Source organism: Stenotrophomonas sp. YJH_SMC_40 (genome assembly GCF_059368615.1).
Window position 1 is genome coordinate 315,186 of record NZ_JCAFRX010000001.1, and the last position, 23,096, is coordinate 338,281.

A 23,096-nucleotide genomic window follows, 5' to 3' on the forward strand; every position below is an offset into this window, starting at 1 on the left:
CCTACACCAGCCCCTGGTCGATCCAGTTGCGTATCGCCGACCAGATCACCGACATGGGCAGGGTCATGGTCTCGGCCAGGTCCATGGTCAGCGCCAGCATCGCCATGTCGTCGGTCAGGGCGACATGGCGCTCGGCGACGCCGGCCTTCCAGCGCTCCCACAAGGCCACGTCCTGCGCCTCGTCGAGTACCGGATGCCGGCCCTTGCGCTTGGGCAGCCCGAGGATGTCGCGGCGCAGCGCCACTTCCTGATGCGTGAGGCCGTAGAACTTGCTGACCATCTCCGTGCTCGCCCCCAAGCGCAGCATGCGGTCCACCGTGGCGATCTCCCGCTCCACGTCGTGCACCTGGCTCAGCAGCCGCTTCAACACTTCCCGGTTCACCGATACCGAACACCACGACACCGTGGCATTCACCAGCATGCTCACGAGCTCGGGGTGTTTCAGCGCATCCAGCTCCTCCTCGCCGAAGCCCATGGCCTTGCAGCGGCGCAACTGGCCGTTGCGCAGGTCATGCAGGGCCTGGGCGATCACGGCCTGGTTGAGCGGGTGCGGTGCCGACATACGGGAGCCTCCTGCGCTCAGGAATCCTGGCTCGCTACGCCGGCTTCCAGATCCAGCAGCCGGCGCGCTAGGCGCAGCAGACGGAACAGCTTCACCAGCGCAGCATCGCTCAGGCGTGTGGCCGAGCCGCCATGGCCATGGAGCAGCGCCGCCAGCTCGTCGGCCAGCCGCGCGCGGTCCAATCCGTTCGCGGCGGGCGGCGCTGCACTCAGCGCATGCAGCAGGGTCAGCACCGCCCGCGCGAACACCGGCAGCGCCTTCGCCTGGCCCACGGCCGGCGCCACGCAGACGAAGCCGATGCCGCCGTCGCTGGCCTCGATGTGGTCGGCAACCGCCGCTTCCTCGCCGATTTCGCGCGCGAACTGCGCGATGTGCACGCGCAGGCGATCCGGCGCGTCCAGCCCCGGCTCGACGTACCAGACGTCCGAGATGGGATAGAGCCCGCCGACCTGTACGGGGATCGCACGCAGCGCATCGGCCTCGAAGTCGGGCAGCTTGTCGCCAAGCTGGTCGGCGACCATCCGCTGGATGGACTGCAGGCGCTCGGTGGTCGGTGCCGGTGTCACGATGTGCCCTTGCAGGCGCTCGTCGCGTTGCTGGTGCTGGTCCTCCGGCGCTTCGAGCGGTGCAGGCGGTGTCGCTGCTGGCGCCGAAGGCGTGACCGGCGTGGTGTCGCGCGGCACAGACGAGACGGGGGGCTGCCGAGGCGTGGAGACCGCCGGGGGAGGACCGGCAGGCACGACAGGTGCTGTCGGTGGCTTCGGCGCCGCCGGTTCGCTGGTCAGCGCACGCTGGCGGCTTTCGCTGTCGTCGATCTCCAGCGCCAGCGTGTCGTAGTCCGCCTCCAGCAACTCGGCCATCTGGCCCACCAGTTCGTCCTGCACCCGCTGCGGCGAGAAGTCGTCCGGCTGTGTGTCGAACTGCGTCAGCACGTCCTGAAACAAGGTGGCGAAGTCCACGGCCACGGTGCGGCCCAGCGCACGCCGCTCCCAGGTGCGCTCGCACGCCTTGCGCAGCACCGCGAGCCGGTCCACCTGGTGCCGGCCCAATCCGCCGTAGAGCAGGTTCGGTATCGCCGGCAGCAGGTAGCGCACCGCATCGTTCATGCGGCTGATGTGCGACTGCGGCACCGGATAGCCGTCGGCGGTCAGCCGCCGCGCGAGTTCGCTCTGCGACAGCGCCTGGCCGCTTTCCTGCTCGTAGAACTCGCGCGCCTTCTCGATGCCCAAGGCCCGCTCGATGAAGGTCAGCCCGCCGCGCAGCTCGTTCTCGGCCAGATGCCCGGTCAGCGCCACGATTTCTCCGCGCGCCGGCCACGGGCGGAACACGCACGCAATGCGGAAGAAGCGCTCATCCTTGGTTTCGCTCCACAGTTCGCGCAGGATGGCGAGCCGCGTATTGCCACCGTTCCTGATGATGTAGTGCGCCTCGCCCGGCCGGCGGGTGATCGCGGGCGGTGCGTCGAGCCCGCGCTCGCGGATCGAGGCCTTGATTTCCTCGTAGGCCGGGTTGCGCGTCACGCGTGGGTCGTGTTCATAGGGGCGCAGCTCGTCCAGCGTCACCACCATCGGCGTGTCGGCGATGGGGTCGCTCAAGGTCGCTGCCGACGGGCCGCTGCGGTCGAAGCCCTTGGCCAGCAGCTTGGCGGCCATGTCCTGAGGCGTCGGCTCAGCCATCGCTGCTCTCCCGAGATGCCGCTGGTGCCTGACGATCGGCGCGGCGAAGCTGCGCGCGAGCGTTGCGGCTCGCGCGGTGATCGCTCGCGGTCGAGCTGGTGTAGATCGCGGCGCAGCCGGGCTTGGTGAACACTAGGTGCCCGCCGCGCGTGCGTTTTACGTGCCAGCCTTCGCCCAGCGCGAACTCGATCAGGGTACGCAGCCGCGCATGGCCGCGCGCCAGTTCATGCGCGTTCGCCATGACTGGCTCCCGCTGCGTGACCTCTGCCGGTAACGCACGCAAAGCGTTCCCGCCAGGCCGGGAACAGTTCTCCCGCCAGCGCACGCATCGTCTCCAATGCCGCAGGCGCGTTGCGGCCCACTGGTTGCCGATACTCGACGCGATGCACCGGCAGTCCCCGTGTTGCGGCACGTGGGTAGGCTTCGATGGCCGGAACGTCGGTGTCCAGTACCTGTATGCCAGCGTGCGCCTGGAACATCTGGCGCAGGGCCTGCTGGATCAGTCGGGCGTTCGACGACACCGGATGCACGCGGTTGATGAGCAAGCGCAGCGGCGGTGGCTCGATGCCGAGGTGCCGATACGGAGCGATGTCCTCGATCAGTTGCAGCGTGCCGCGCCTCAGCTCACGCGCCGCCAGGATTTCCGGCGTCACCGGTGACAGCGCCAGGCTGGAGGCCAGTACCGCCATCTCCAGCAGCACGCTGCGCGCTCCCTGGGTATCGATCAGCAGCAGGTCGTAGTGCGACGCCAGCGCGGGGAGCAGGTGACGCAGGCGAAGCCTGCCGTCGGGCGCGTGCAGCAGCAGCGTGTTCAGTTCGCCGCGGTGGTCGTTCGAGACCACCAGGTCGAGACCCGCCACAGCGGTCTGCGAAGCCAATTGCTCGATACGCTGCTCGTTGAAGGCCAGCATCTCGTAGATGCCGGCGGGCGCTTGCGTACCGAGCGTGAAGTAGCTCGACAAGGTGGGCTGTACGTCCAGGTCCAGCAGCAGCACGCGCAGCCCCGCATCGGCGATGAAGCCGCCCAGGTTCGCTGCCGTGGTCGTTTTGCCGACGCCACCCTTGGTCGAAATAACAGATACCACCTGCATGGCGCGACTCCTCGTGGAAGGAATTCCGGCGCAGCGCGGGCTCACGCCCGTTCCCTGAGGCGATCGGTGATCCACTGATCGATCTCCACCGAATCCCAGCCGATGGCGCGTACCCCGAGGCGCAGGGGCTTGGGAAACTTGCCCTCCTTGATCAGGTTGTAGATGTGGGCGCGCTTGAAGCCGGTCTTGGCCTCGACTTCCGCGCGGCGCAGGATGCGGTGTTCGTTCGGCGTCGCGGTGGCGATGGTCTGGGCAGTCACGAGGGTCACTCCTTGGCGCTGTGTAGCGACGGTGATGGACGTGCCCCGTATTCAATAGCGCTGTTCTCGCGCAGTCACCGCAAGTGCAGGCTCGCCATCTGCACTTGCAGTCAGCGGTCCTGGGTGGCGAGATGACGCTTGGCTGCCGAAAACTTCGCCCACAGCGTTCGCTCGCTGATTCCGGACTTGTCGCCGTAGTGGGCAACCAGCGCACTGATGACCGATTCCAGCGTCTCGAAGGACGAATAGGGAACGCCATTGGGCGACTTGCCCAACAGCAGGGTCAGAAGGCCGCCAACGATGTTCAGGTAGGTGGACTCACTGCGGGCGCCCGGCATCCCGGAGCGCTTCTCGCGTTCCGCGCGTGCCTGGTGCTCCTGGCTGAGCGTCTGGAACTGGGCATAGAGCGCATCCCAGGCCTGCACCCTGTCGGCAAGCTGGAGCTTCAACGCCTCGCGATCCATGATCAGTGCCTGCACGGCATCGACACTGACGGCCGGATGCAGGTGGCGCTCGAAGGCATCGAACAAAAAGGCCGGTCGCTGGTCGGGATAGAAACGGGTCATCCAGGCCTTCAGGTCGACATGGCGGATCGTGAGGCCGGGGTCATCAAGCAAGGCGGGGTCGTTGCTCGTGATGCCGTCCTTGCCGTAGGGGAGGTCGAAGTGCACCAGTGCGTCATAGATCCGTTCCGCGTTGAGACGAAGCTGTGGCCAGCGTGCCAGTTCGGGGTGCTCAGGCAAGCGGTTCATCCCCTTGGCGACACCGAGGATGCGGCGCTCGAAGCGCGACAGCCCCGCCCACTGGATGGCCGCCTCGATCGGACGGTAAAAGACCTTGGCTTGGGGGCCGGATGAAGGTGGCTTTCGCATGGCTGCTCCCAGGTAACCGGAATCAGGACATCTGTTTCCCTCGTTGATTGGAATCGCTGCCGGGTGCGCCTTCACGTCGCGAGACGGTGGCGGCTTGGCTTGTGGGAAAGGCCGGGATGACGGATGTTCAGCAGAGCAGCCGCCTGTCGATATGGCGCTTGTCCACCAGCACCGAGCCTCTGCGTGGCGGTATGCTCAAGCGGTTGACTGCACATGGCAGGATGGCTCGATAACGAGGTTTTGCTACAGACGCCATCGCGGCGAAAGACGGATTCGGTCTTCTCGCGTTCGAGCCAGGGCGATACCGGCGTGCAAGACAGCGACGGTCTATCAGCAGACGCAGTGCAGGCGGAAACAGGTGTGGCGATGCCGCCTCGACGGGGTGCGGCGAGGTTTGGGGCAAGACCCGAGGGGTCTGCCTACAGATCGACAAAGCATGACAGTCCGGTTCCGCACTCATGGGAAGGAGCGATTGAGTGATTCCGACGACAGGACTAGCGATGACTAGGGGATTGCTTGTCGGTGCTCATTGGGCATTGGTGGCCTGATCGTCGTGCAAGATCAGGACAGCACGATGGCGTAGCGCGGTCCCCAGAACTGCAAGCAGGGTAACGGACCGAGAGCAGCCAGCTTTTTTCATGGCCTACTGATTCCAAGCTTGGGCTTGTTGACCAGACCATACTTATGCATTCAAATTTGAATGCTTATTAATGAATTAAGTTCATATCTGAGGCTTAAGCTATGTCCTCTTCCGGTCAGAAGCGCTCCGGTGCCCAGGTAGCCATGCCGCAGCCCGTTGCGCGTGCGCTGCGTCGCCTGGGGCAGGACATCTCGGCGGCACGGCGCATGCGCCGCTTGAGCCAGGAAGACCTTGCTCAGCGCATCGGCACGTCCCTGAGCACCGTCAGGCGCATGGAAGACGGCTATCCCGGCACCGCGCTGCACACCTTCCTGCGCGCGCTGCACATGCTGGGCCGGCTCGATGACCTGTCAAGGGCGATGACCCTGGAGAAGGACGCCCTTGGCATGGAACTGGTGCGGGAATCGTTGCCACAGCGGGTGCGCAGCGTTTCCCGCAGGCAAGGGCAGCCGGCTGGGCGAACGTCGGGAGCCGGCGATGGTGACGCGAGCGGGAGTGTCGACGTAATGGAAGGCTTTTGACGGCGCCTTCTCCTTAGCTTGCGTCCCCCTGATCCAGCCGCATTGAGCAAGTCCCCTGGAATGGATGTCAACCATGGTGTAAACTGGCAACTGAAGTGTCAACCGAGAAGATGGAGCGGCCTGTGAGCGAACGAATGTCCAATGCGCCGGTGTACTACGCGCTGGCACAGGCGCATTTCAATCCGGTGGCGGCCATGGTCAAGTATGTCGACCAAATACAAGATCGACTGCGTCGTGAAGGGTACCCCTTGTTCGAGCCGCAGCAGGTCACTCACTTGGTCGTGTCCGGGCCAGGCCAGGCACAACAAGCCGAACCAAAGATCCAGCAAACGGTATCCTGGCTCCTGACCAGGAGCGATCGATCTGCGGGCTTTATCCTGTCCCCTTCGACAATCACGTTTCATACGACGCATTACGACACCCACAAGACATTCATTCCGGAATTACTGCGGGGGTTGGATGCCGTGCATGAGGCAGTCAGCCTTGACCATGTGGGTCGGCTTGGGTTGCGCTACCTGGATGCGGTGGTGCCGGCAGGCGGGGAGTCCGTCGAACAGTACCTTGTCGGTGGAGTCCATGGGGTGGGATTCGACGCGGTTCGCCGGCACGCAATGAGCGAATCCGTATTCTCGACTGATGTTGGTCCACTCGTTCCCGGCGGAACCTTGGTTGCAAGGGTATACAGGGCAGCGGCGCAGCTTGGTTTCCCTCCCGATATGTTGCCGAACGGGCTGGCACTGAATCCGCGTTTCGCCATGACTGCGCCACGCGAGCATGGTGTGCTCGATACCGACCATTTTTGCGAAGGTCACATGCCTATCGACCTTGGCAAGATCGAAGAACAACTGCGCTCGTTGCATGCCCCGATCAAGTCCGTGTTCGAGGCGACCACCACGGACCATGCGCGCCGGGCATGGGCGTAGCACTGGAGACCCACATGTACACCGAGACGCTCCCAACAATCAGGACTTCGCCGTCGATCGTGCCCGTTCGGGTCGCGGCCACGGCCGCCTTCGCCCTGATGGGGATCACGCAGTTGGTTGGCGGTACTGGCAGTGTGTTCGATGTGACCCGGGCGGGGGAATGGCGCAGGCTGGTGGAGGCGCGGACTCCCCTTCACGTCGAAATCGAGGTGGATGGCGAGGAGGCAGCTCGTCCCGATCTGCGAAGCGCTTCGGAGCATCTGGCCAACATCCGTGAGGTGCTCAATCCAGCAATCGCTGATCTCGCCGGGACCTTTGGTGTTTCCCGGCAAGCGATCTACAAATGGCTGGGGGGAGAGTCGACGCCAGAAGCGGACAATTTCGCTCGGATACAGGCACTCAGCCAAGTGGCCGACGCCTTTCGCGAAGCAGGCGTCAAACGGGCACCAATGATGCTGAAGATGAAGGCGTTTGACGGCAGGTCTCTCCTGGATCTCATCGCTGCAAACCAGACTGTCATGGAGCATGTCCAAACGCTGATCTCAGAGGCCCAGGCCATGGATGCGGCATACGAAAGCTCGGGGCTGGCCAAGAGCAAGGCCGCGCCAACGGATGATTGGCGTTCCGCTGCTTCCATTCCTGGTTATCCCGAGCAGTGATTCGGGGATCGCGCGATGCTGGACCGGGAGACGTCATGGCGGCAGGGAGATTTGCTGACCAGCGATGGATCGCTGCAACTGGGATTGGTCGAGTCACTGGAGGATGGCCGCTTCGCTGTCGTGATCTCCCACGACTGTGACATCCCCCACCCGCACGAACCCTGCATTGAGGTCATCGTGGCGGACTTGATCGGCGATGCCCGTGGGGATCCGCAACTGTCCCATGCCAAGAACCCCCGGCGGCTGCATCTTGCGTATGACAAGGCGGATGGAGGCTCGATGGTGCTGGAGTTGCGGCATGCAGAGAAGAGGTCCATCCCGAGAGTCGAGTTTGGCCAGAGTGCGTCTCGGTTTCTTGATGCGTCGCTTTCGGATGAATCGAAGCGCACCCTGAAGCAATGGCTGGCGGCACGCTATGGCCGGCCCGCGTTCCCCAACGCCTTCGAGAACCGGCTTGCGAAGCGTGTCGGCAAGAGGGACGTCAAGAGCCGGATCGCCCGCATCCTCGCTCCGGAAGCCAGACATCTGGTGGGATTGTTCTTCGATCTGGGCGAGCAGCGGGGCATCGAGGCTTCTGATGGTGAACCCTATGCGTTGTCCATATCGGTGGCCTATGACGCCATCGAAGGTGGGCCAGGTGCGCGTGAGTCCGCCGAGAGCGTAGTACAACAATTGCGAGAGCTTTTCATCGAAGCGTACGGCCCTCCCGATGCGGCAACGGAAATCGCCCTCGACGCCTGCGAGCCAGTCCCGGATACACACATGACCCTCGCCGACCTTCGACGTGTGGATCAATGGCGACTTGAGTACCTCAGCCTGCATGACGATGAACATGGTGGCTTCCTGCCGGACGGCGTTGCCCCTGCGTGAGACGTGAGGTGGCTGGATGAGCCTGGGATTGGCTGGGGGCTCTTGCATCTGGCACAGGGCAGCGTCTGACGGCTCTGGGTAGGCCAATGCGGCAGTAGCGGGCACGCCGAGTTGCCGAGGGCTCGCTACAGGTACATAATCTGGCCTGATTCCGTAGCGCCAACGGAATAAACCCGTTATCAATCAACGATTTGAGTGCGGCGTGATGTTCCCATCGCCCGCTCCAGATTCAAGAAGAACGCTCCCGAAAGGGGGCGTTTTTCGTTTGTCATGACGTTGGCGGCACGGGGCGCTACAGTCGCGCCATGGCATCGTCATGGCGGGCGTGATATCGACGGCCTGGCGGGACGATTCCAGCGTTAGTGTCGCAATCGGAATGGCGGGGCGTATCGGTCGTGGGGATGACCGCAGGCGCGGGGCTCGGGGAAGGTGGCAACAAGACGCAATGACCCGGATGTCGCACCAGCGTTCCGTGCGTCGCATGCAGTGAAAGGCTGGCGAAAGGCCAACGCCATCGTTGCCTGAACCGCATGCGTGCTGTGACCTTTTTCGGACCATTTCTCCATGTTCGCTCCACAATCGCACGGTAGCCTTCATGCTCCTTCTACACGTTGGCGGGCTGGTGGTCAGGCGTATCACTTCAGTGGCAGTGCCCAGGACAGGGCGCGGACTCTCCCTGCAGGCAGTGCTGCGCCCCGGTGCGTTGTTGGCAACCCTTGCCCTGGCCGGCTGCATGTCGGTGCCCGTCCCGGGCCTGCCTGATCGCACACCCAGCGCCTGGACCCAGGTACCGCAGGGCCAGGGCGTGGCGGTGGACGCCAGGCAGTGGTGGAAGGTGCTGGCCGACCCGGCGCTGGATGGCCTGGTCGATCAGGCGGTCGCCGGCAATCTCGACCTGCAGCAGGCCACCTTGCGCCTGCAGGCCGTTCGGATCGTCTCTGGCACGTCCGACTCGCGTTTCCTGCCGGAAATCTCCGCCAGCGCCAAGCAGGTGCAGGACGCCGCTGCGGTCGATACCTACTTCCATGCCGGCATTGAAGCGATCTGGGACCTGGGCCTGTTCGGCGCCGCCGAGAGTGCGCAGCTGAGCGCGCAGGCCTCGGCCGGCAATGCCGAGGCGCTGCGCAATGCCGCGCAGGTCGCGGTGATTGCCGACGTGGTGCGCAGCTATCTGGACCTGACCGTGGCGCAGGCCCAGCAGGATCTGCTGATGCGCCAGCAGGCCGTGGATGACCGCGGCGAACAGTTGGCCCTGGTCCGCCAGCGTCTGCGCCTGGATGAGCCGGGCGAGCTGGAACGCCTGCGTGCGCGCCAGGCGGCGACCCGCGCCGCCACGGCACAGGCCCGGGAAAACGCCGACAACGCGGCCCGCGCCCTGGCATTGCTGCTGGGCCGCGATGGCCCGGATCCGGCCTGGCGTGCGTACCGAACGCCGCCGACGCTGGGCACGTTCTCGTTGCAGCAGGTCCCAGCGGACCTGTTGCGCCATCGTCCGCAGATCCTGCTGGCCGAATCGGAGGTGATGCAGGCCGCCGCCAGCAAGGGCTCGGCGCGCGCCGCGATGTACCCGCGGATCAGCCTCGGCGGCTCCATTCTGTATGCCTACAACCTCACCCAGAACGCGCGCTCCAATTCCGACTCCAGTCCGTCGATCGGTCCATACGTCGATATTCCGCTGTGGGACTGGGGCCAACGCCGTGCGCGTTTCCATGCCGATGAGAAGCAACTGGACGCCGCGCTGCTCGGGTATCGCAAGGCCGTGCTGGAAGGCGTGAGCGAAGTGGAAGGCGCGCTGGGCAGCCTGGCGCGCCAGGACAGCAGCATCCAATCGCTCCGTGCGGCCAATGATGCCGCCAACCAGCAGGTCAAGCGCCAGGTGCGGCAGGTGCAGCTGGGCCTGTCCAGCGAGTTCGATGGGCTGGACACGCAACGTGCCGCGCTCGCTTCGCAGGCGGATCTGATCGGTGCGCAGGGCGCGCGCGTGCTGGCGTTTGCGTCGCTGTACCGCGCCCTTGGTGGCGCACCGCTGCCGGTCGAGGCTGAGGGCGAACCGCAATGATCGCGCTGGCCCGCAAGACCCTGGCCTATGAGTGGCGCCGGTTCCTGCCGGTGGTGCTGGCGATGTGCTTCGCCGGCGTGCTGTTGATCGTGCAGGCGGCGCTGGTGCTGGGCATCTTCGGTACCGCCGCGATCTATGTGAAGGCATCTTCGGCCGATATCTGGGCCGGTTTCCCCGGTACCCAGAGCGTCAACTACGGCCATGCGATCAGCGCCGATGTGGAAAGCCACCTGCGCATGGATCCGGATGTCACCCGCGTCGAGCCCTACGAATGGGTCGATGGCGAATGGCGCTCAGGCGCGCAGGGCACCGGCAACGTGTCGGTGTACCTGTCCGGCATCTCCACCCAGGACGACGCGATGATGTTCGCGCGCATCCTGCCCGCCGACCTGCGCGCGCAGTTGCGCGAGCCGGGTGCGGTGATCGTCGACAGTGCCGATCTGGATACGCTCGGCGTGGACCTGCAGAACAACCGTGCCTGGATCAATGGCAAGGCGGTGCGCGTGGTCGCCGCGCAGCCAGGCCTGCGTGGCCTTGGTGGTGTCAACGTACTGGCTTCGCTGGATACCGCGCGCGCCATCGCCGGTACCGACCCACATGAGGGCAGTACCTACTTCGTGGCGGGCCTGCGCTCGCCGGACCTGGCCGACCGCGTGCGCGATCGCCTGGCCGCGTCAATGGGCCAAGCTACGCCGGTCGAGTTCTGGACCGCGCCGGAGTTCGCCAGCCGCTCGCAGCAGTACTGGCTGTTCGACACCGGTGCCGGCATCGCGGTGTTGTTCATGGCCGTCATCGTCTGCTTCGTCGGCGCGGTGATCACCAACCAGTCGTTCGCGTCGGTGGTGGCTGGCTCGGTTCGCGAGTACGCCACGCTCAATGCACTCGGTGCAGGCCGCTATGCGCTGGCACGGGTGGTGTTCGAGCAGGCGTTGCTGATCGGTGGCGTGGGCATGTTGCTGGCGGCGGCCTTCAGCACGGTGGTGCTGTTGATCGCGCAGACCCAGCGCGTGCCGGTGCAGCTGACGCCGATGGTGATCCTCGGTTGCGTGGCGCTGGTTGCGGTGATGGCCATGCTGTCGAGCATCATGGCAGTGCGCAGCGTGGTCCGTTCCGATCCATCGTTGCTGCTGCGTTGAGGACCGGCCGATGACCTCCAAACATGCCGTCGCCCCCACGTTGCAGGCCGACGCACTGGAAAAGGGCTTCATGTCCGGCGATGTGCAGGTGCCGGTGCTGCGTGGCCTGTCGCTGGACATCTATCCCGGCGAGCTGACCCTGGTATCCGGCCCATCCGGCTGCGGCAAGAGCACGCTGTTGTCGCTGCTGTCCGGCCTGTCCGCGCCCGATGGTGGTCGGGTACACGCACTTGGCCAGGATGTGGGGCACATGACCCGCAGCGAGGTGGAGCGCTTCCGCCTGCACCATGTCGGTTTCGTGTTCCAAGGCTTCAACCTGTTCCCGGCACTGACTGCGCTGGAACAGGTGCAGCTGCCGCTGGGCTACCGCGGCATGCGCAATCGCGAAAGCGAACCGCTGGCGCGCAAGGCACTGGAAGAAGTGGGCCTCAGCCACCGCAGCCACATGCGCCCGGCGCAGCTGTCCGGCGGCGAGAAGCAGCGTGTGGCCGTTGCCCGCGCCTTCGCCAAGTCGCCGACGCTGATCTTCGCCGACGAACCCACCAGCGCGCTGGACGCCGAGAACGGCCAGCGCGTGATCGACATCCTGCATCGCTACGCACGTGCGCATGGCGCCACCGTGCTGTGCGTGAGCCACGATCCGCGCCTGATCCGGCATGCCGATCGGGTGATCGCCATGGAAGACGGCATGGTCCGTGACGACCGCCGCCAGAACGAAACTGTAGAGTCCGCCCCATGACCAAGACGTCGCACCTGCTTCCCCTCAGCCTGGCCCTGTCCGCGGCACTGCTGCTCGGCGCCTGTTCCAGGGACGCGCCTGCGCCTGCACAGTCGCCTTCGGGCAAGGCCGGTGCAACCGCCGTCGGCAAGGTCGCGGTGGCGCGCGGCATCATCGACGTCGAGGGTGGCCTGATCGCGCTGGCACCGCCGGTGGATGGCTCGATCACCGCCGCACCGGTGAAGGAAGGCGCCACGGTGAAGAAGGGGCAGCTGCTGCTGTCGCTGGATGGTGCCTTGCTGCAGCAGGAGGTGGCGATGGCCAGCGCCGATCTCGCCCTGGCCAATGACCGCCTGAAGGGCAGTCAGGCGCAGCTGCGCGAACTGGAGCGCAACGCTACTCGCCTGTCCACGGGGGCCAGCGAAGGCGTGTCGTCCAATCAGCAGGCCGATGCGGCCAAGCAGCAGCTGGCGGGTGTGCGCGCCGATGTCGACGTGGCCAGTGCGCAGGTCGACATGGCCCAGCACAAGTTGGAACACGCCAGGCTGAAACTGCAGCAGATGTCGCTGAGCGCGCCGGAAGCCGGCACCGTGGTCGGCCAGGTGCCGGGCGTTGGCGCGTTCGTGCAGGCCGGCAAGCCGGCAATCTCCCTGCTGCCCGCGCGCCCGCTGCAGGTACGTGCCGAACTCAGCGCGGCCTACGCCGATGCCGTGCAGGTTGGCATGCAGGCCACCGTGGTGCCGGACAGCGACGGTGCCGAAAACACCAGCACGCTGCCGCCTGCACGCGTCGTACGCATCAGCCCGGTGTTCGCGCAGGCGCGCCTGCCTGAAGATGCAGGGCGTGGCGTGGCCAAGGTGGTGGAGTGTGTACTGGAGTTCGATGGCGAGGCCAAGGCGCGCTTCGGCCAGCATGTGCGGGTGGAGTTCCGGAAGTAAGCCTAGTGCTGCGGCGGGGGCGCATCCGCGCGCCCTCGACGCCTGAGCACCCGCCATGCGCTAACCGCCGACACCATGCATAGCGCCAGCAGCAGTCCCACGTCCAGCAGCAACAACCACAGCAGATGCATGCCGTGTACCGGCGGCTGGTGCATGGCTGACAGCATCCACGGCACCGACCATGCCAGCAGCAGGGCGAAGGCGATCAGCAGGCGCAGCCACAGTCGTTTCAGTCGCCACGGCCGCACGATCAAGGCGGCCACCACCAGTTCGACGGTGCCCAGCAACGCGAACACGATGACAGTGCTGGTCGGGTAGGGCAGTTCGGCGCCCTCCAGGTGATGCAGCAGCCAGTAGTCCGGGGTGAAGCCGGCATTGACCAGTGCGGCGATCAGCGCCAGCCAGGTCAACGCAACCAGCAACCAGAACAGGCGGACGTAGCGTCTAGGCATCGGCGGTGTCCGTGGCGGCAGGCAGGCGCTTGCGTGATGCATACCACGCGGAAATGGCGATCGCGGCCAGTGCCAGCAGGCCGGGCCCGAGGGTGAAGTACAGCAGGCGCAGCGGATGGTTGTGCATCAGTGTCCAGCTCGCGAACGCCAGGGGAATCGCCAGCACCAGCAGCTTGGCAAACAGTGGCCGCAGCACCGCGATCAGCGGCTGGGCGCCAATGAACATCCAGAACAGATAGAACTGGGCGATGCCCAGGCCGATGTCACGATGTGAAGCAAAGCCGAAATGGTCGCGATACCAGTTCATTCCTATCGGCATCAGCGCCCAGTACAGCAGGGCCACCAGCAAATGCAGCAGCAGGGCGATCAACAGAGGCGTGCCGCGAAGGAGCATGGGCGAACGGGGCCGGGCGGGGCAGCGTACCCCACTGCGGACGCCCGTGACCGCATGATGTGAAGACTGTTGACGGCGTGAAGGAATTTGGACACAATAGCGCTCCTTCGACGCAGGTCGAACGGAATCTGCGGGAATAGCTCAGTTGGTAGAGCGCAACCTTGCCAAGGTTGAGGTCGCGAGTTCGAGTCTCGTTTCCCGCTCCAGATTCTACAGGGCCCCGGCAGGGGCCTTGTTTTTCTCCCGCCATGGCAAGGCGGGGCACGTTGGGCCACAAGGCTTTGCGCGCAGTCAGAAAGGTGAAATCGCTGGTGTGTTTTCCGGATTTCCGGTAGCATGTCGGCTTACGCGGGAATAGCTCAGTTGGTAGAGCGCAACCTTGCCAAGGTTGAGGTCGCGAGTTCGAGTCTCGTTTCCCGCTCCATGTTCCGACAGGCCCCATCTTGGGGTTTTGTCTTGTCAGGGCGCCAGTTCCTGGCGCGCAGTACGTTGGCCTCATGGCAGAGTGGCTATGCACCGGATTGCAAATCCGTTTACAGCGGTTCGATTCCGCTTGAGGCCTCCAATTGAAAAGCCCTGACTCCGGTCAGGGCTTTTTGTTTTTCTGCGATCTGGAATGTGCTGTACGAGCGCTATGATCGGGTCTGGGCCTTAGCGGACTTCATGCGGATGACTCCCCGACGCATCGTGGAAACCTGGATCGAGCGCTTCAACGCAGGCGATGCTGCTGGCCTGGCGGAGCTGTATCACCCCGACGCGATCAATCACCAGGTCACCCAGGACCCGATCAAGGGCCGCGATGCGATCCGTGCCACCTTCGAGCGTGAATTCAGCACTGCTGAAATGGTCTGCATTCCCGAAGTCATCCATGAGGCCGGCAATGTCGCTGCGCTGGAATGGCGCGACCCTCTTGGCCTGCGTGGATGCGGCTTCTTCACGGTTGACGGAGGATTGATCACGTTCCAGCGCGGCTACTGGGACAAACTCTCGTTCCTGAAGATGCACGGTCTTCCGATCGAGTGAGCCGCAAGGCCGGGCGGCATCCGTGCCGCCTTGGTCGTGGCCTGATGGGCTACAGCCTGGCCAGCGCCTGCACCGTGGCCTGCGTGAGCGGCTGGGGCAGGGCATCCAGCGTGAACCAGTCCAGGCCAGTCTGCACACCCGGCTCCTGGATGGAAGCCTCGGCACCCGCAGGTGCCCGTGCCTCGAAGATCGGCGCGACCCAGTGCTGCGCAAGCGCCGGCTCGAAATGATCGGCAACGCACAGCAGGCGCAACAGCGTCACTTCCAACGCCGTCTCCTCGCGGACTTCGCGGACCACGGCAGCCTCCACCGTTTCCATCCAGTCGACTTTGCCGCCAGGCAGGCCCCAATACCCGCGCTCCGGATCGCGTCCGCGCTGGATCAGCAGGATGCGGCCGCCGGCATCACGGACGACGGCGCCGCATCCAAGGCGGGGAATCTGCAGTTCAGTCATGGCGGTGAATGAAGAAGGGGTTGTCTTCATTCTTGCATGCACGCCGTGTCAAGCGAACCCGCGCTAGGCTGGGCACCTGCGCATCAACAACTTCACGGGTGTGTCGCATGCTTATCCGGCAACTCAGCGCTGACGACGCCGATATTCTCTGGCAAGCACGGTTGCAGGCGCTTCGCGAGTCGCCCGCTGCGTTCCTGTCCACGCTGGCCGAAGCGCAGAATGACTCGGCGGACGTGATGCGCGCCCAGCTTGCTGATCCTGGTACGCGCTACTTCGGCACGTTCGTTGACGGCATGCTGGTGGGTTTCCTGCGTTTCGTGCGCCCGGTGCGAATGGCGCGACGGCATACGGCGGAAGTGCACAGTGTCCACGTGGGCACCGGCCACCGTGGCCAGGGTATCGCCCGCCAGCTTCTTCTTGCTGCGTTTGCATTTGCGCGCGCCGAGGGCATTGAATCGCTCACCCTCACGGTGCTGGAGGACAATGCTGCTGCGCGCGGGCTGTATGAATCGCTGGGTTTCAGCGTACTCGGCAGGGAGCCGCGCGCAGTCAAGCGCGAGGGCATCTACACGGATATCGTCTCGTACTGGATCACATTGCACTGACAGTGAAACGTTACTGCGAGCCCGGTCATGTTTCCTTGGCACGATGGGCCTGGACACACATTCATTCGACGAAGATAGGGCAATGCACGTTCAGGTATGCCGCTGGCAAAGCGTAGGGCCGCAACACCGTCAGCAGGCGGTGGATCTGCTTCGCCAGGCTTTCCCGGACATGCAGGGCGAGGGCTACGCCATCCCGGGGCCGGTCGCTCTGGTCCTGGCGATGGGAGGTGATCACGTTGTCGCACATCTCGCGCTGTACGAACGCAACGTACTGCTGGACGGCGAGCCGGAACGCATGGGCTTGATCGGCGGCGTGGTGGTGCGTGCCGACGTTCGCCGGCAGGGCATTGCCTCGCGGTTGCTCGAAGCGGCCCATGCAGAGCTGCGCCGGCACGGTATCGATTTCGCCGTGCTGTTCACCCTGGATCATCGGCACTATGCCTCTGTGGGCTATGTGCCGATGCAGAACGAGACCTGCTTCATTGAAGACGGCCACGTACGCAGGTTCGTCTATCGCGGCGGCATGGTGGCCACGCTGGGAGCGCGCCGCTGGACCACGGCCTTGCTCGATCTGCAGGGCGAAACGGTCTGAACGGCGCCAGCGTGCAGTCGCCACCAAACCACCGTATCGTGGCGGTTGTCCAATGAACCAGGGAGCGGTGCAGGATGAAGGGGAAGGTAGTGATGGCGATGATGCTGCTGGGGTGTTTCCCGCTGGCATCGGCCCAGGTCTACAAGTGCAAGGGCGCTTCCGGTGAAACGGTATACAGCCAGAATCCCTGTGCTGCCGGCGCTGAACCCATGAAGCTGCGTTCCAGCCGTTCCTCCATGGAAACGGCGGGGGAGGCATCGAACCGCGCGGCGGTGTACCAGAACACCGAACTGGCCGACGCCGGTATCGCCGAGCGCAACTGCGTGCAGGGCGAGCGCTCGCGCATCTACGGTCCGCTGGAGTCGCGCAGCCAGCAGATCGGTCGGCAGATCGCCGAGTTGAACCGGCAGATGGCCGCGTCGAGCAACAACCTGGCCGGCGCAACCCGTGACTCGGGCATCCGTACGCAGATTGCCAGCCTGCAGCAATCGTTGAGTGCCGAGCGGATGGCGGCGGATACACAGATGGCGAGTGCGCGCGAACAGTGCGCCTCGACCCGGCGTGAACGCGAGCGTTCGGTGCGCGACAAGTTCAGCAACGTACCCGCGGGTACGCCATGAGTCGTTCCCGCTAGGCGGGAAGGCGCATGGGTGTCTCCGCACGGAAGTTGCGCCCGACCGGCGCGCTCACGCCCAGGTAGTGCCGGAACAGGTAGATCAGCGGTTTCCAGCGCGCCACATCGATGTGCTGGGTGCCGTCCACCGCGATGTCTTCGTGCGCATGCACGCAGCGGATGCGGCCTTCGACGATCACGAAGCCCTGGCCATCATCCTCGCCGGGTGGATGCATCGCCATGACGGTGGCCTCCACCTGCAGCGGGCACTCGGCAATGGCCATCGGAGCAACGTGCGTCGACACGACGGCAGTGAATCCGCCCAGTGCGAACTTGTCGCGCACGTGCACGTAGCCCATCGCCTGCTTGGCGGTCGGCACTGGGTTACAGCCGGTTGCCCGCGCGATTGCCTCGACCTGTGCGGCCTGCGCGGATGAGGGGAAGTTCAGCACGCACTCGTTGCGCAGCTGCAGGTTGCGATAGCCCTGGCCCTGCGTACCGAGACCCAGCACTACCCGGTTGCCCAGTGCCCAGAACGAAGAAAGCGGGCTGATGTTGCTGCTGCCGTCGTCATTCAACGTGGTCATCAGCAGCACGGCCGTGCCTGGGTACAGGACCGAAGGGGTGATGCGGCGGCGATGGATCGAAGCGGTCTTCACGGCAGGTCTCGCGGTTGCGGGCGAGCACTGTGCCGCGCAGTCGGCTGCTGACGCTTCGGCCTGCATCGAACTGTTGGCAGATGACGGCATGCCACAATGGGGCATGGTCCACACCTCCGGTTCCCTTGTCAGTGTCGGTGCCCTGGTCGGGGACCAGGCGCGTGCCGCCATGCTGCTGCAGTTGATGGATGGACGGGCCTACACCGCGATGGAGCTGGCGCGCGTGGCCGGGGTAACGCCGCAGACGGCGAGCACGCACCTGCGCAGGCTGGTCGAGGGCGACCTGCTGGTGGCGGTGGCGCAGGGGCGTCATCGCTACCACCGGCTGGCATCAAACGAGGTGGCAGAGATGCTCGAAGGCATCCTGCGCGTGGCCGACCGTACCCCTTCGTGTACCGCTGCGGCCGCGCGCAGCATGCCTGCACTGCGCGAGGCGCGTTCCTGCTATCGGCACCTGGCCGGCGTGCACGCGGTCGCCATCACCGATCGCTTGCTGCAGGCGGGGCATGTACTGCCATGCGAAGGGCATTGGCAGATCAGCGCTGGAGGCGCCGCATTCCTTGCCGGACTGGGCCTGCCGTTGCGCGAGCTCCTGCAGCAGCCGGTGACGGCCAAGCCGGCGCGCTACTGCCGTGGCTGCCTGGACTGCACCGAACGGCGGCCGCACCTGGCAGGGCTGGTCGGTGAGGCCATGCTGGACAGTTTCGTGAACAACGATTGGCTGCGGCGCGTCGAGGGCCGGCGCGAACTGCGGCTGACGCCACCCGGGCGCGAGGCGTTGTGGCGGCTCTTCAACCTGGCGACCTGAGCGGCGCGGCCAGTCTCAGCCACCCGCGACATGGCAAGGCGTTATGGTCGAGTTCCACGTCTCAGGGAGCTGCAATGGCGAGCAAGGACATCACGGGTCGCTTCGGGCACGGAGCGAATCGGAAATGAGCAAAATCATGGCAGATGTGCGTTGGCTGACCTTTCGGTTGAAGAACGGGCAATCCATCGGGCCGGAGCGGCTGAAGGACGGATGGGTGATTGCCTCGGAAACCGCCCGCTGCGAGGTCCGCCGCGAGCATATCGAGGGATCAGGCCTGGTGTACGCCCTGTATGCGCCGGCCAACCTGGCCTCACCGCGGCGCGCGGAAATGCGCATGCGCGAATTCCTGATGAGCTCGGGCTACACCTTCACGATGGGCACGCTGGGCGGCTGATCCCCGCCTGCTGCGGCTGCGGGCGCACGGCCAAGACCTGGCCGATCGCGCCGATCTGACCGCGCGCATCGAACGGCACTGTGCTGGTCGGCCGACACCCGGGTGGCCAAACGGCACCGACATGTCGAAGCCCAGCCACTCGCCTTCGGACATGCCGAACAGGTGCGCGGTCAGATCGAGGGGAGGCGGCACATGCTGCGCGGGTCCCTGCACCGTAAGCGTTGCCAGCGTGGCGGACGCGTTTCGCTATGCGATGGACTCAGTGTTGCACTGTCTTCAAGGCATCGACAACCTGTGCCTCAGAGAAGCCACAATGTCCTTCGCCCACCGATGGCAGTACCCGTGGCGCTGGCCGCGCACCGGCGTGTGCGGCCAACTGCGGATACACCGTCTGCATGTGCGGCACGATGGTCGGGTCGTTGTGGTTGAACTGGATCACCAGCGGGCGCTGCAGTGCGCCGGTCAGCGCCAGCGTCGCGCGCACCCTGGCCTGCGCGGCAGGTACAGCATCGATGCGCCGCACCCCGGCGTTGAATGCGGCGTCATCGCCGAAGCCGCTGTAGACCATGCCCCTGTTGCCGACCGGCATGCCACCGCTGCGTGTGGCCAGCTCGTGCAGGACCAGGGCGTGCAGGCTGATCGTGCCGGCCACTTCATCGGGGGAAACCTGCAGCCGCTGCGCCAGCAACGCGGCATGCGCCGGGTCGCGTTGCAGCGCGGTGGCGATGCCCTGGTAAAGCTCACTCTGGGGCAGCGTGGCTGCTTCGCGCGACGCCAACCCGGTGACCGGCAGCCCCTCAGCCTTGGGGAAGAAATAATCGAACGCGACCAGTGTGGTCAGCAGGTCGGCCGCGATCTGTTCGCCACTGAGATTGGCGCCGCACAGCGACACACCACCGGCATAGTGCTGCGGGAAACGCTCGAGGCTGCCAATGGTTACGGCACCACCCATCGAGAAGCCCAGCATCCAGGTGTGTCGCACGCGCTTGAGTTCACCCAGCGCATGCTGTCGCAGGTGTTCCATGTCGGTGATCGCCTCGGCCACCGCCCAGCCTTGGCTGGAATACGCGCTCTGCGCGACGGCGTAGCCCGCGCCCAGCAGTGCTGCGGTGCTGTCACCGGCGGCCATCGGCGTGGTGCGTGGCACGCCCACGGGCTCATAGCCATGGGCCAGCATCACCAGGTCGCCGTTCCAGTCTGCCGGTACATCCAGCCGCCAGGGGGCGCCCTGCAGCTCGCCGCTGAGCGTGCGTGGTGCCGAGGTTGGTGCTGCCAGCGATGCCGTCGAAGCATGCAGCAGGCCAAGGGCGAGGGCACATCGAAGCAAGGGGCGCATCGTGGTCATTCCATGCGGGAATGGCGCAGAGCATAGATGCCAGCGGAATGTTGCGCGCGCTGCACTGCCGCAGGGGATTGCGGGCCGTACAGGCGGCGCTCTACGCTGGTGGCATGGCTCCGCACGTCACCGCGTCGATTATCCGCATTCCCCAAGGGAAGGCGGGGTAGCGCGCGGTCGTCACGGCCCTGCAACCCGCCCGGGAAGGCGGATTGCATGCAGCGCTCTCCCGGGAACTGGAATCCACCGAGGAGATCGCAGATGCAACACCCTTCATCCGCCGATGGCGGCGCAACCCTGCACCTGCTGTGCGGCAAGATCGGCGCAGGCAAATCGACGTTGTCGCAACAGCTGGCGGCCAAGCCTCGCCACGTATTGATCAGCGAAGATGCCTGGTTGGCCACGCTGCACCCGGGCGAAATCCACTCCGTCGCCGATTATCTGCAGCGCGCAGCCACGCTGCGCAGCGTGCTGACCGATCATCTGCGTGCGCTGCTGCAGGCCGGCGTCTCGGTGGTGCTCGATTTCCCCTTCAACACGCCCGCCACCCGCGGGTGGGCACGTGCGGTGTTCTCGCCAGTGGGCGCCGCGCATCAACTGCACTTCCTCGATATCGCCGACGAGGTCTGCAAGGCGCGGCTGCGTGCACGCAATGCATGCGGCGAGCATCCCTTCCAGGCCAGCGATGAGGAATTCGAGCAGATCACCCGCCACTTCGTTGCACCGGCAGCAGAAGAGGGTTTCATGGTGATGCGCTACACCGAGGCAGGCTCGGCATAGCGGGGTCGGCTCAGTCGCCGAATGCCGGCTTGCCTTCGGTGGCGGTGCGCACGAGCGTCCTGCGGAAGGTCTCGACCAGGGGGCGCAGGTTGATGCGGTGCCAGGCCGCCCACAGCGGTGTGCGGTAGCTGAACCACGGCAGCTCGCGCAGCACCACGCCGTCCGGCGCCTGGTGATCCAGGCTCTGCTGGACGGTGGTCAGGCCCAGGCCGGCGGCAACCAGGCCAAGCGCGGCCAGTGGCTCGGTCGCTTCCATGGCGATGGTCGGGGTGAACCCGGCTTTCGCACACGCGGCGATGAAGGTGTCGTGGCGCAGTGCGTTTTCCCTGTGCATCACGCCGATCCACTGCTGGCTGGCCAGATCCTCTGGCGTGATGGTCTCTGCACTGGCCAGTGGGTGGTCGGCCGGCACGGCCAGCAGCATCGGGTCGTTCAGCACCTGCGTGGCCTCCAGGTCCGGATCGTCGAATGCCGGTGGTTCGCAGACCAGGGCGATGTCCAGGCTGCGTTGTCGCAGGCCTTCCAGCTGCACGTCCGACTGCTGGTTGTAGAGCGCGATATGCACCGCCGGGCGATCGCCGCGCAGTTCGCGCAGGGCGGTGGGCAATACGCCGGAGTGCATCGCGTACTCCAGATAGCCGATGCACAGGCCGCCTTCGTCGCCGCGGCCGAGCCGGCGCGCCAGCGATTCCAGCCGGTTGGCATGGGTCAGCAGGGCCCGCGCCTCGGCGAGGAAGGTACGGCCATCGGCGGTCAGCCGGATGCGCTGCTGGGAGCGTTCGAACAGCTGCAGTTCCAGCCGTTCCTCCAGCTGGGCGATCTGCCGGCTGAGCGGGGATTGGGAGATGTGAAGGCGCTCGGCAGCGCGGCCGACGTGTTCATCTTCGGCGACGGCCACGAAGTAGCGCAGTTGGCGGAGGTCGAGCATAAGACCTTGTGGGACTTAAGATAATTAAATTATGTCTTGGACAGTCTTATCGGGCAAGCCTAGCCTGTGCCTCAACTTCAACAACCTCCCCAAGGGGGAATCCATGAGCATCAACACGCTGCTGGCTGGCAAGACCCTCGGCTTCGGTACCGCGCCGCTGGGCAACATGTTCCGTGACATCCCGGAAGCCGAGGCCCAGGCCACGGTGGACGCGGCCTGGGAACAGGGCACCCGCTACTTCGATACCGCCCCGTTCTATGGCGCAGGCCTGGCCGAGATCCGCCTTGGCGACGCGCTGGCCAAGCGCAACCGCGATGACTTCGTGCTCAGCACCAAGGTCGGCCGCCTGATCCTGGACGAAGTGGAAGACACCAGCGCCCGCGACCTTGGCGAGAAGGGCGGCCTGTTCGTCGCCGGCCGCCCCAACAAGCTGGTCAACGATTACTCGGCCGATGCCACCCTGCGTTCGATCGACGACAGCCTCAAGCGCCTGAAGACCGATCGCCTGGATATCGTCTGGGTGCACGACATCGCACAGGACTTCTACGGCGATGAGTGGCTGTCGTACTTCGAGACCGCACGCCGCGGCGCCTTCAAGGTGCTGACCCGCCTGCGCGAGGAGGGCGTGATCAAGGCCTGGGGCCTGGGCGTCAACCGTGTCGAGCCGATCGAGCTGACCCTGGACCTGGACGAAGCCCGTCCGGATGGCTTCCTGCTGGCAGGCCGCTACTCGCTGCTCGACCACGAGCGTGCGCTGCAGCGGGTGATGCCCAAGGCGGCCGAGCGCAACACCGGCGTCGTGGTCGGCGGTCCGTACAGCTCCGGCGTGCTGGCCGGTGGCAGCCACTTCGAGTACCAGAAGGCGTCGCCGGAGATCCTGGCCAAGGTCGAGCGCATCAAGGCCATCGCGGCCGAGTACGGCATCAGCATCAAGGCGGCCGCGTTGCAGTTCTCGCTGGCCAACCCGGCAGTGGCTGCGGTGATCCCGGGCGCCAGCCGTCCCGAGCGCATCGCCGAAGACTACGCCGCACTGAAGGAAATCATCCCGGCCGGGTTCTGGCAGGCGCTGCGCGCCCAGGGCCTGGTCGCGGCCAACGCCCCGCTGCCGATCGACAACATCTGAGTCCCGAAGG

At 65.4% G+C, this 23,096-nt stretch carries 28 protein-coding genes and 3 tRNA genes; 19 read left to right on the plus strand and 12 right to left on the minus strand.

Features of this window, described 5'->3' with window-relative positions:
• Window position 1 precedes the first annotated feature (1 nt).
• The 6 genes from AC5P6X_RS01475 to AC5P6X_RS01500 all read right to left on the minus strand — a co-directional run bounded on the left by AC5P6X_RS01475 (window position 2) and on the right by AC5P6X_RS01500 (window position 4,461).
• Window positions 2-562 carry a DUF2857 domain-containing protein gene (locus tag AC5P6X_RS01475; protein WP_019372857.1) on the minus strand — a complete coding sequence of 187 codons (561 nt, stop codon included), beginning with the start codon at window positions 560-562 and terminating at the stop codon, window positions 2-4.
• A 17-nt stretch (window positions 563-579) separates the two neighbouring features.
• Entirely contained in the window at window positions 580-2,238 is a 1,659-nt protein-coding gene (locus tag AC5P6X_RS01480; protein ID WP_329756942.1) for a ParB family protein, read from the minus strand.
• Window positions 2,231-2,479 carry a hypothetical protein gene (locus tag AC5P6X_RS01485; RefSeq protein ID WP_048939778.1) on the minus strand — a complete coding sequence of 83 codons (249 nt, stop codon included), beginning with the start codon at window positions 2,477-2,479 and terminating at the stop codon, window positions 2,231-2,233. Before AC5P6X_RS01485 ends, AC5P6X_RS01480 begins: the two co-directional genes overlap by 8 nt.
• Window positions 2,463-3,329 carry a ParA family protein gene (locus AC5P6X_RS01490; RefSeq protein ID WP_048939779.1) on the minus strand — a complete coding sequence of 289 codons (867 nt, stop codon included), beginning with the start codon at window positions 3,327-3,329 and terminating at the stop codon, window positions 2,463-2,465. The genes AC5P6X_RS01485 and AC5P6X_RS01490 overlap by 17 nt, the downstream gene beginning before the upstream one ends.
• Before the next feature lie 41 nt (window positions 3,330-3,370).
• Window positions 3,371-3,589 carry an AlpA family transcriptional regulator gene (locus AC5P6X_RS01495; RefSeq protein ID WP_009461157.1) on the minus strand — a complete coding sequence of 73 codons (219 nt, stop codon included), beginning with the start codon at window positions 3,587-3,589 and terminating at the stop codon, window positions 3,371-3,373.
• A gap of 110 nt (window positions 3,590-3,699) precedes the next feature.
• Window positions 3,700-4,461 (minus strand): ATP-binding protein, encoded by a 762-nt coding sequence (locus tag AC5P6X_RS01500; protein WP_329756943.1) that lies wholly within the window; start codon window positions 4,459-4,461, stop codon window positions 3,700-3,702.
• 783 nt (window positions 4,462-5,244) lie between these two features.
• Here AC5P6X_RS01500 and AC5P6X_RS01505 point away from each other — a divergent pair.
• From AC5P6X_RS01505 to AC5P6X_RS01540, 8 genes are all read left to right on the plus strand, one after another.
• Window positions 5,245-5,622 (plus strand): helix-turn-helix domain-containing protein, encoded by a 378-nt coding sequence (locus AC5P6X_RS01505; RefSeq protein WP_495215293.1) that lies wholly within the window; start codon window positions 5,245-5,247, stop codon window positions 5,620-5,622.
• A 122-nt stretch (window positions 5,623-5,744) separates the two neighbouring features.
• Entirely contained in the window at window positions 5,745-6,545 is an 801-nt protein-coding gene (locus AC5P6X_RS01510) for a TIGR04255 family protein (protein ID WP_329756945.1), read from the plus strand.
• Between the two features lie 14 nt (window positions 6,546-6,559).
• Window positions 6,560-7,204: a hypothetical protein gene (locus tag AC5P6X_RS01515; RefSeq protein WP_329756946.1), complete on the plus strand. Its 645-nt coding sequence runs from the start codon at window positions 6,560-6,562 to the stop codon at window positions 7,202-7,204.
• A gap of 15 nt (window positions 7,205-7,219) precedes the next feature.
• Window positions 7,220-8,074 carry a hypothetical protein gene (locus tag AC5P6X_RS01520; protein WP_329756947.1) on the plus strand — a complete coding sequence of 285 codons (855 nt, stop codon included), beginning with the start codon at window positions 7,220-7,222 and terminating at the stop codon, window positions 8,072-8,074.
• A gap of 595 nt (window positions 8,075-8,669) precedes the next feature.
• Window positions 8,670-10,133 (plus strand): TolC family protein, encoded by a 1,464-nt coding sequence (locus tag AC5P6X_RS01525; RefSeq protein WP_164222325.1) that lies wholly within the window; start codon window positions 8,670-8,672, stop codon window positions 10,131-10,133.
• Entirely contained in the window at window positions 10,130-11,269 is a 1,140-nt protein-coding gene (locus AC5P6X_RS01530) for an ABC transporter permease (RefSeq protein WP_005412828.1), read from the plus strand. Before AC5P6X_RS01525 ends, AC5P6X_RS01530 begins: the two co-directional genes overlap by 4 nt.
• Window positions 11,270-11,279: 10 nt before the next feature.
• Window positions 11,280-12,008 (plus strand): ABC transporter ATP-binding protein, encoded by a 729-nt coding sequence (locus AC5P6X_RS01535; protein ID WP_049402552.1) that lies wholly within the window; start codon window positions 11,280-11,282, stop codon window positions 12,006-12,008.
• Window positions 12,005-12,925 (plus strand): HlyD family secretion protein, encoded by a 921-nt coding sequence (locus AC5P6X_RS01540; RefSeq protein WP_088436350.1) that lies wholly within the window; start codon window positions 12,005-12,007, stop codon window positions 12,923-12,925. Before AC5P6X_RS01535 ends, AC5P6X_RS01540 begins: the two co-directional genes overlap by 4 nt.
• Before the next feature lie 2 nt (window positions 12,926-12,927).
• On the opposite strand, the gene AC5P6X_RS01545 is transcribed toward AC5P6X_RS01540, so the two are convergent.
• Together AC5P6X_RS01545 and AC5P6X_RS01550 are read right to left on the minus strand one after the other, a co-directional pair.
• Complete coding sequence (locus AC5P6X_RS01545; protein ID WP_005408902.1) at window positions 12,928-13,377, minus strand: hypothetical protein; 450 nt, start codon at window positions 13,375-13,377, stop codon at window positions 12,928-12,930.
• Window positions 13,370-13,771, minus strand: a complete 402-nt coding sequence (locus AC5P6X_RS01550; protein WP_088436351.1) for a hypothetical protein — start codon at window positions 13,769-13,771, stop codon at window positions 13,370-13,372. Before AC5P6X_RS01550 ends, AC5P6X_RS01545 begins: the two co-directional genes overlap by 8 nt.
• A gap of 130 nt (window positions 13,772-13,901) precedes the next feature.
• Between AC5P6X_RS01550 and AC5P6X_RS01555 the strand changes: the two genes are divergently transcribed.
• The 4 genes from AC5P6X_RS01555 (at window position 13,902) to AC5P6X_RS01570 (ending at window position 14,794) form a co-directional block, all read left to right on the plus strand.
• Window positions 13,902-13,977 (plus strand) — tRNA-Gly (locus AC5P6X_RS01555).
• A 142-nt stretch (window positions 13,978-14,119) separates the two neighbouring features.
• A tRNA-Gly gene (locus AC5P6X_RS01560) sits at window positions 14,120-14,195 on the plus strand.
• A 67-nt stretch (window positions 14,196-14,262) separates the two neighbouring features.
• Window positions 14,263-14,336: transfer RNA gene (locus AC5P6X_RS01565), tRNA-Cys, on the plus strand.
• A gap of 104 nt (window positions 14,337-14,440) precedes the next feature.
• Complete coding sequence (locus tag AC5P6X_RS01570; RefSeq protein ID WP_049449119.1) at window positions 14,441-14,794, plus strand: nuclear transport factor 2 family protein; 354 nt, start codon at window positions 14,441-14,443, stop codon at window positions 14,792-14,794.
• Between the two features lie 49 nt (window positions 14,795-14,843).
• Here AC5P6X_RS01570 and AC5P6X_RS01575 read toward each other — a convergent pair whose 3' ends face one another.
• Window positions 14,844-15,248, minus strand: coding sequence for an NUDIX hydrolase (locus AC5P6X_RS01575; protein WP_049449121.1), 405 nt, complete (start codon window positions 15,246-15,248; stop codon window positions 14,844-14,846).
• A 107-nt stretch (window positions 15,249-15,355) separates the two neighbouring features.
• Here AC5P6X_RS01575 and AC5P6X_RS01580 point away from each other — a divergent pair, with 107 nt between their 5' ends.
• The 3 genes from AC5P6X_RS01580 to AC5P6X_RS01590 all read left to right on the plus strand — a co-directional run bounded on the left by AC5P6X_RS01580 (window position 15,356) and on the right by AC5P6X_RS01590 (window position 17,065).
• Window positions 15,356-15,853 (plus strand): GNAT family N-acetyltransferase, encoded by a 498-nt coding sequence (locus tag AC5P6X_RS01580; RefSeq protein ID WP_049449123.1) that lies wholly within the window; start codon window positions 15,356-15,358, stop codon window positions 15,851-15,853.
• A gap of 43 nt (window positions 15,854-15,896) precedes the next feature.
• On the plus strand, window positions 15,897-16,445 hold the full coding sequence (locus AC5P6X_RS01585; protein WP_495215294.1) for a GNAT family N-acetyltransferase: 549 nt from the start codon (window positions 15,897-15,899) through the stop codon (window positions 16,443-16,445).
• Window positions 16,446-16,519: 74 nt separating this feature from the next.
• Window positions 16,520-17,065, plus strand: coding sequence for a DUF4124 domain-containing protein (locus AC5P6X_RS01590; protein WP_049449127.1), 546 nt, complete (start codon window positions 16,520-16,522; stop codon window positions 17,063-17,065).
• Window positions 17,066-17,075: 10 nt separating this feature from the next.
• Here the strand turns inward: AC5P6X_RS01590 and AC5P6X_RS01595 are convergent, their stop codons facing one another.
• Window positions 17,076-17,717 carry a flavin reductase family protein gene (locus tag AC5P6X_RS01595; protein WP_329755911.1) on the minus strand — a complete coding sequence of 214 codons (642 nt, stop codon included), beginning with the start codon at window positions 17,715-17,717 and terminating at the stop codon, window positions 17,076-17,078.
• Between the two features lie 103 nt (window positions 17,718-17,820).
• Here AC5P6X_RS01595 and AC5P6X_RS01600 point away from each other — a divergent pair, with 103 nt between their 5' ends.
• Together AC5P6X_RS01600 and AC5P6X_RS01605 are read left to right on the plus strand one after the other, a co-directional pair.
• Window positions 17,821-18,525 (plus strand): ArsR/SmtB family transcription factor, encoded by a 705-nt coding sequence (locus tag AC5P6X_RS01600; RefSeq protein ID WP_108270451.1) that lies wholly within the window; start codon window positions 17,821-17,823, stop codon window positions 18,523-18,525.
• A gap of 124 nt (window positions 18,526-18,649) precedes the next feature.
• Window positions 18,650-18,919: a hypothetical protein gene (locus AC5P6X_RS01605; protein WP_005408911.1), complete on the plus strand. Its 270-nt coding sequence runs from the start codon at window positions 18,650-18,652 to the stop codon at window positions 18,917-18,919.
• A gap of 259 nt (window positions 18,920-19,178) precedes the next feature.
• Here the strand turns inward: AC5P6X_RS01605 and AC5P6X_RS01610 are convergent, their stop codons facing one another.
• Complete coding sequence (locus AC5P6X_RS01610; RefSeq protein WP_108270450.1) at window positions 19,179-20,255, minus strand: alpha/beta hydrolase family protein; 1,077 nt, start codon at window positions 20,253-20,255, stop codon at window positions 19,179-19,181.
• Window positions 20,256-20,516: 261 nt separating this feature from the next.
• Between AC5P6X_RS01610 and AC5P6X_RS01615 the strand changes: the two genes are divergently transcribed.
• The gene (locus AC5P6X_RS01615) at window positions 20,517-21,035 is read left to right on the plus strand and encodes a P-loop nucleotide/nucleoside kinase family protein (RefSeq protein ID WP_123958401.1); all 519 of its coding nucleotides are present in this window, start codon (window positions 20,517-20,519) and stop codon (window positions 21,033-21,035) included.
• 10 nt (window positions 21,036-21,045) lie between these two features.
• Here AC5P6X_RS01615 and AC5P6X_RS01620 read toward each other — a convergent pair whose 3' ends face one another.
• Window positions 21,046-21,963, minus strand: coding sequence for a LysR family transcriptional regulator (locus tag AC5P6X_RS01620; protein WP_065183382.1), 918 nt, complete (start codon window positions 21,961-21,963; stop codon window positions 21,046-21,048).
• A 103-nt stretch (window positions 21,964-22,066) separates the two neighbouring features.
• Here AC5P6X_RS01620 and AC5P6X_RS01625 point away from each other — a divergent pair, with 103 nt between their 5' ends.
• A complete protein-coding gene (locus AC5P6X_RS01625) occupies window positions 22,067-23,086 on the plus strand; it encodes an aldo/keto reductase (protein WP_005412841.1) in 1,020 nt (339 codons plus the stop codon).
• Window positions 23,087-23,096 lie beyond the last annotated feature (10 nt).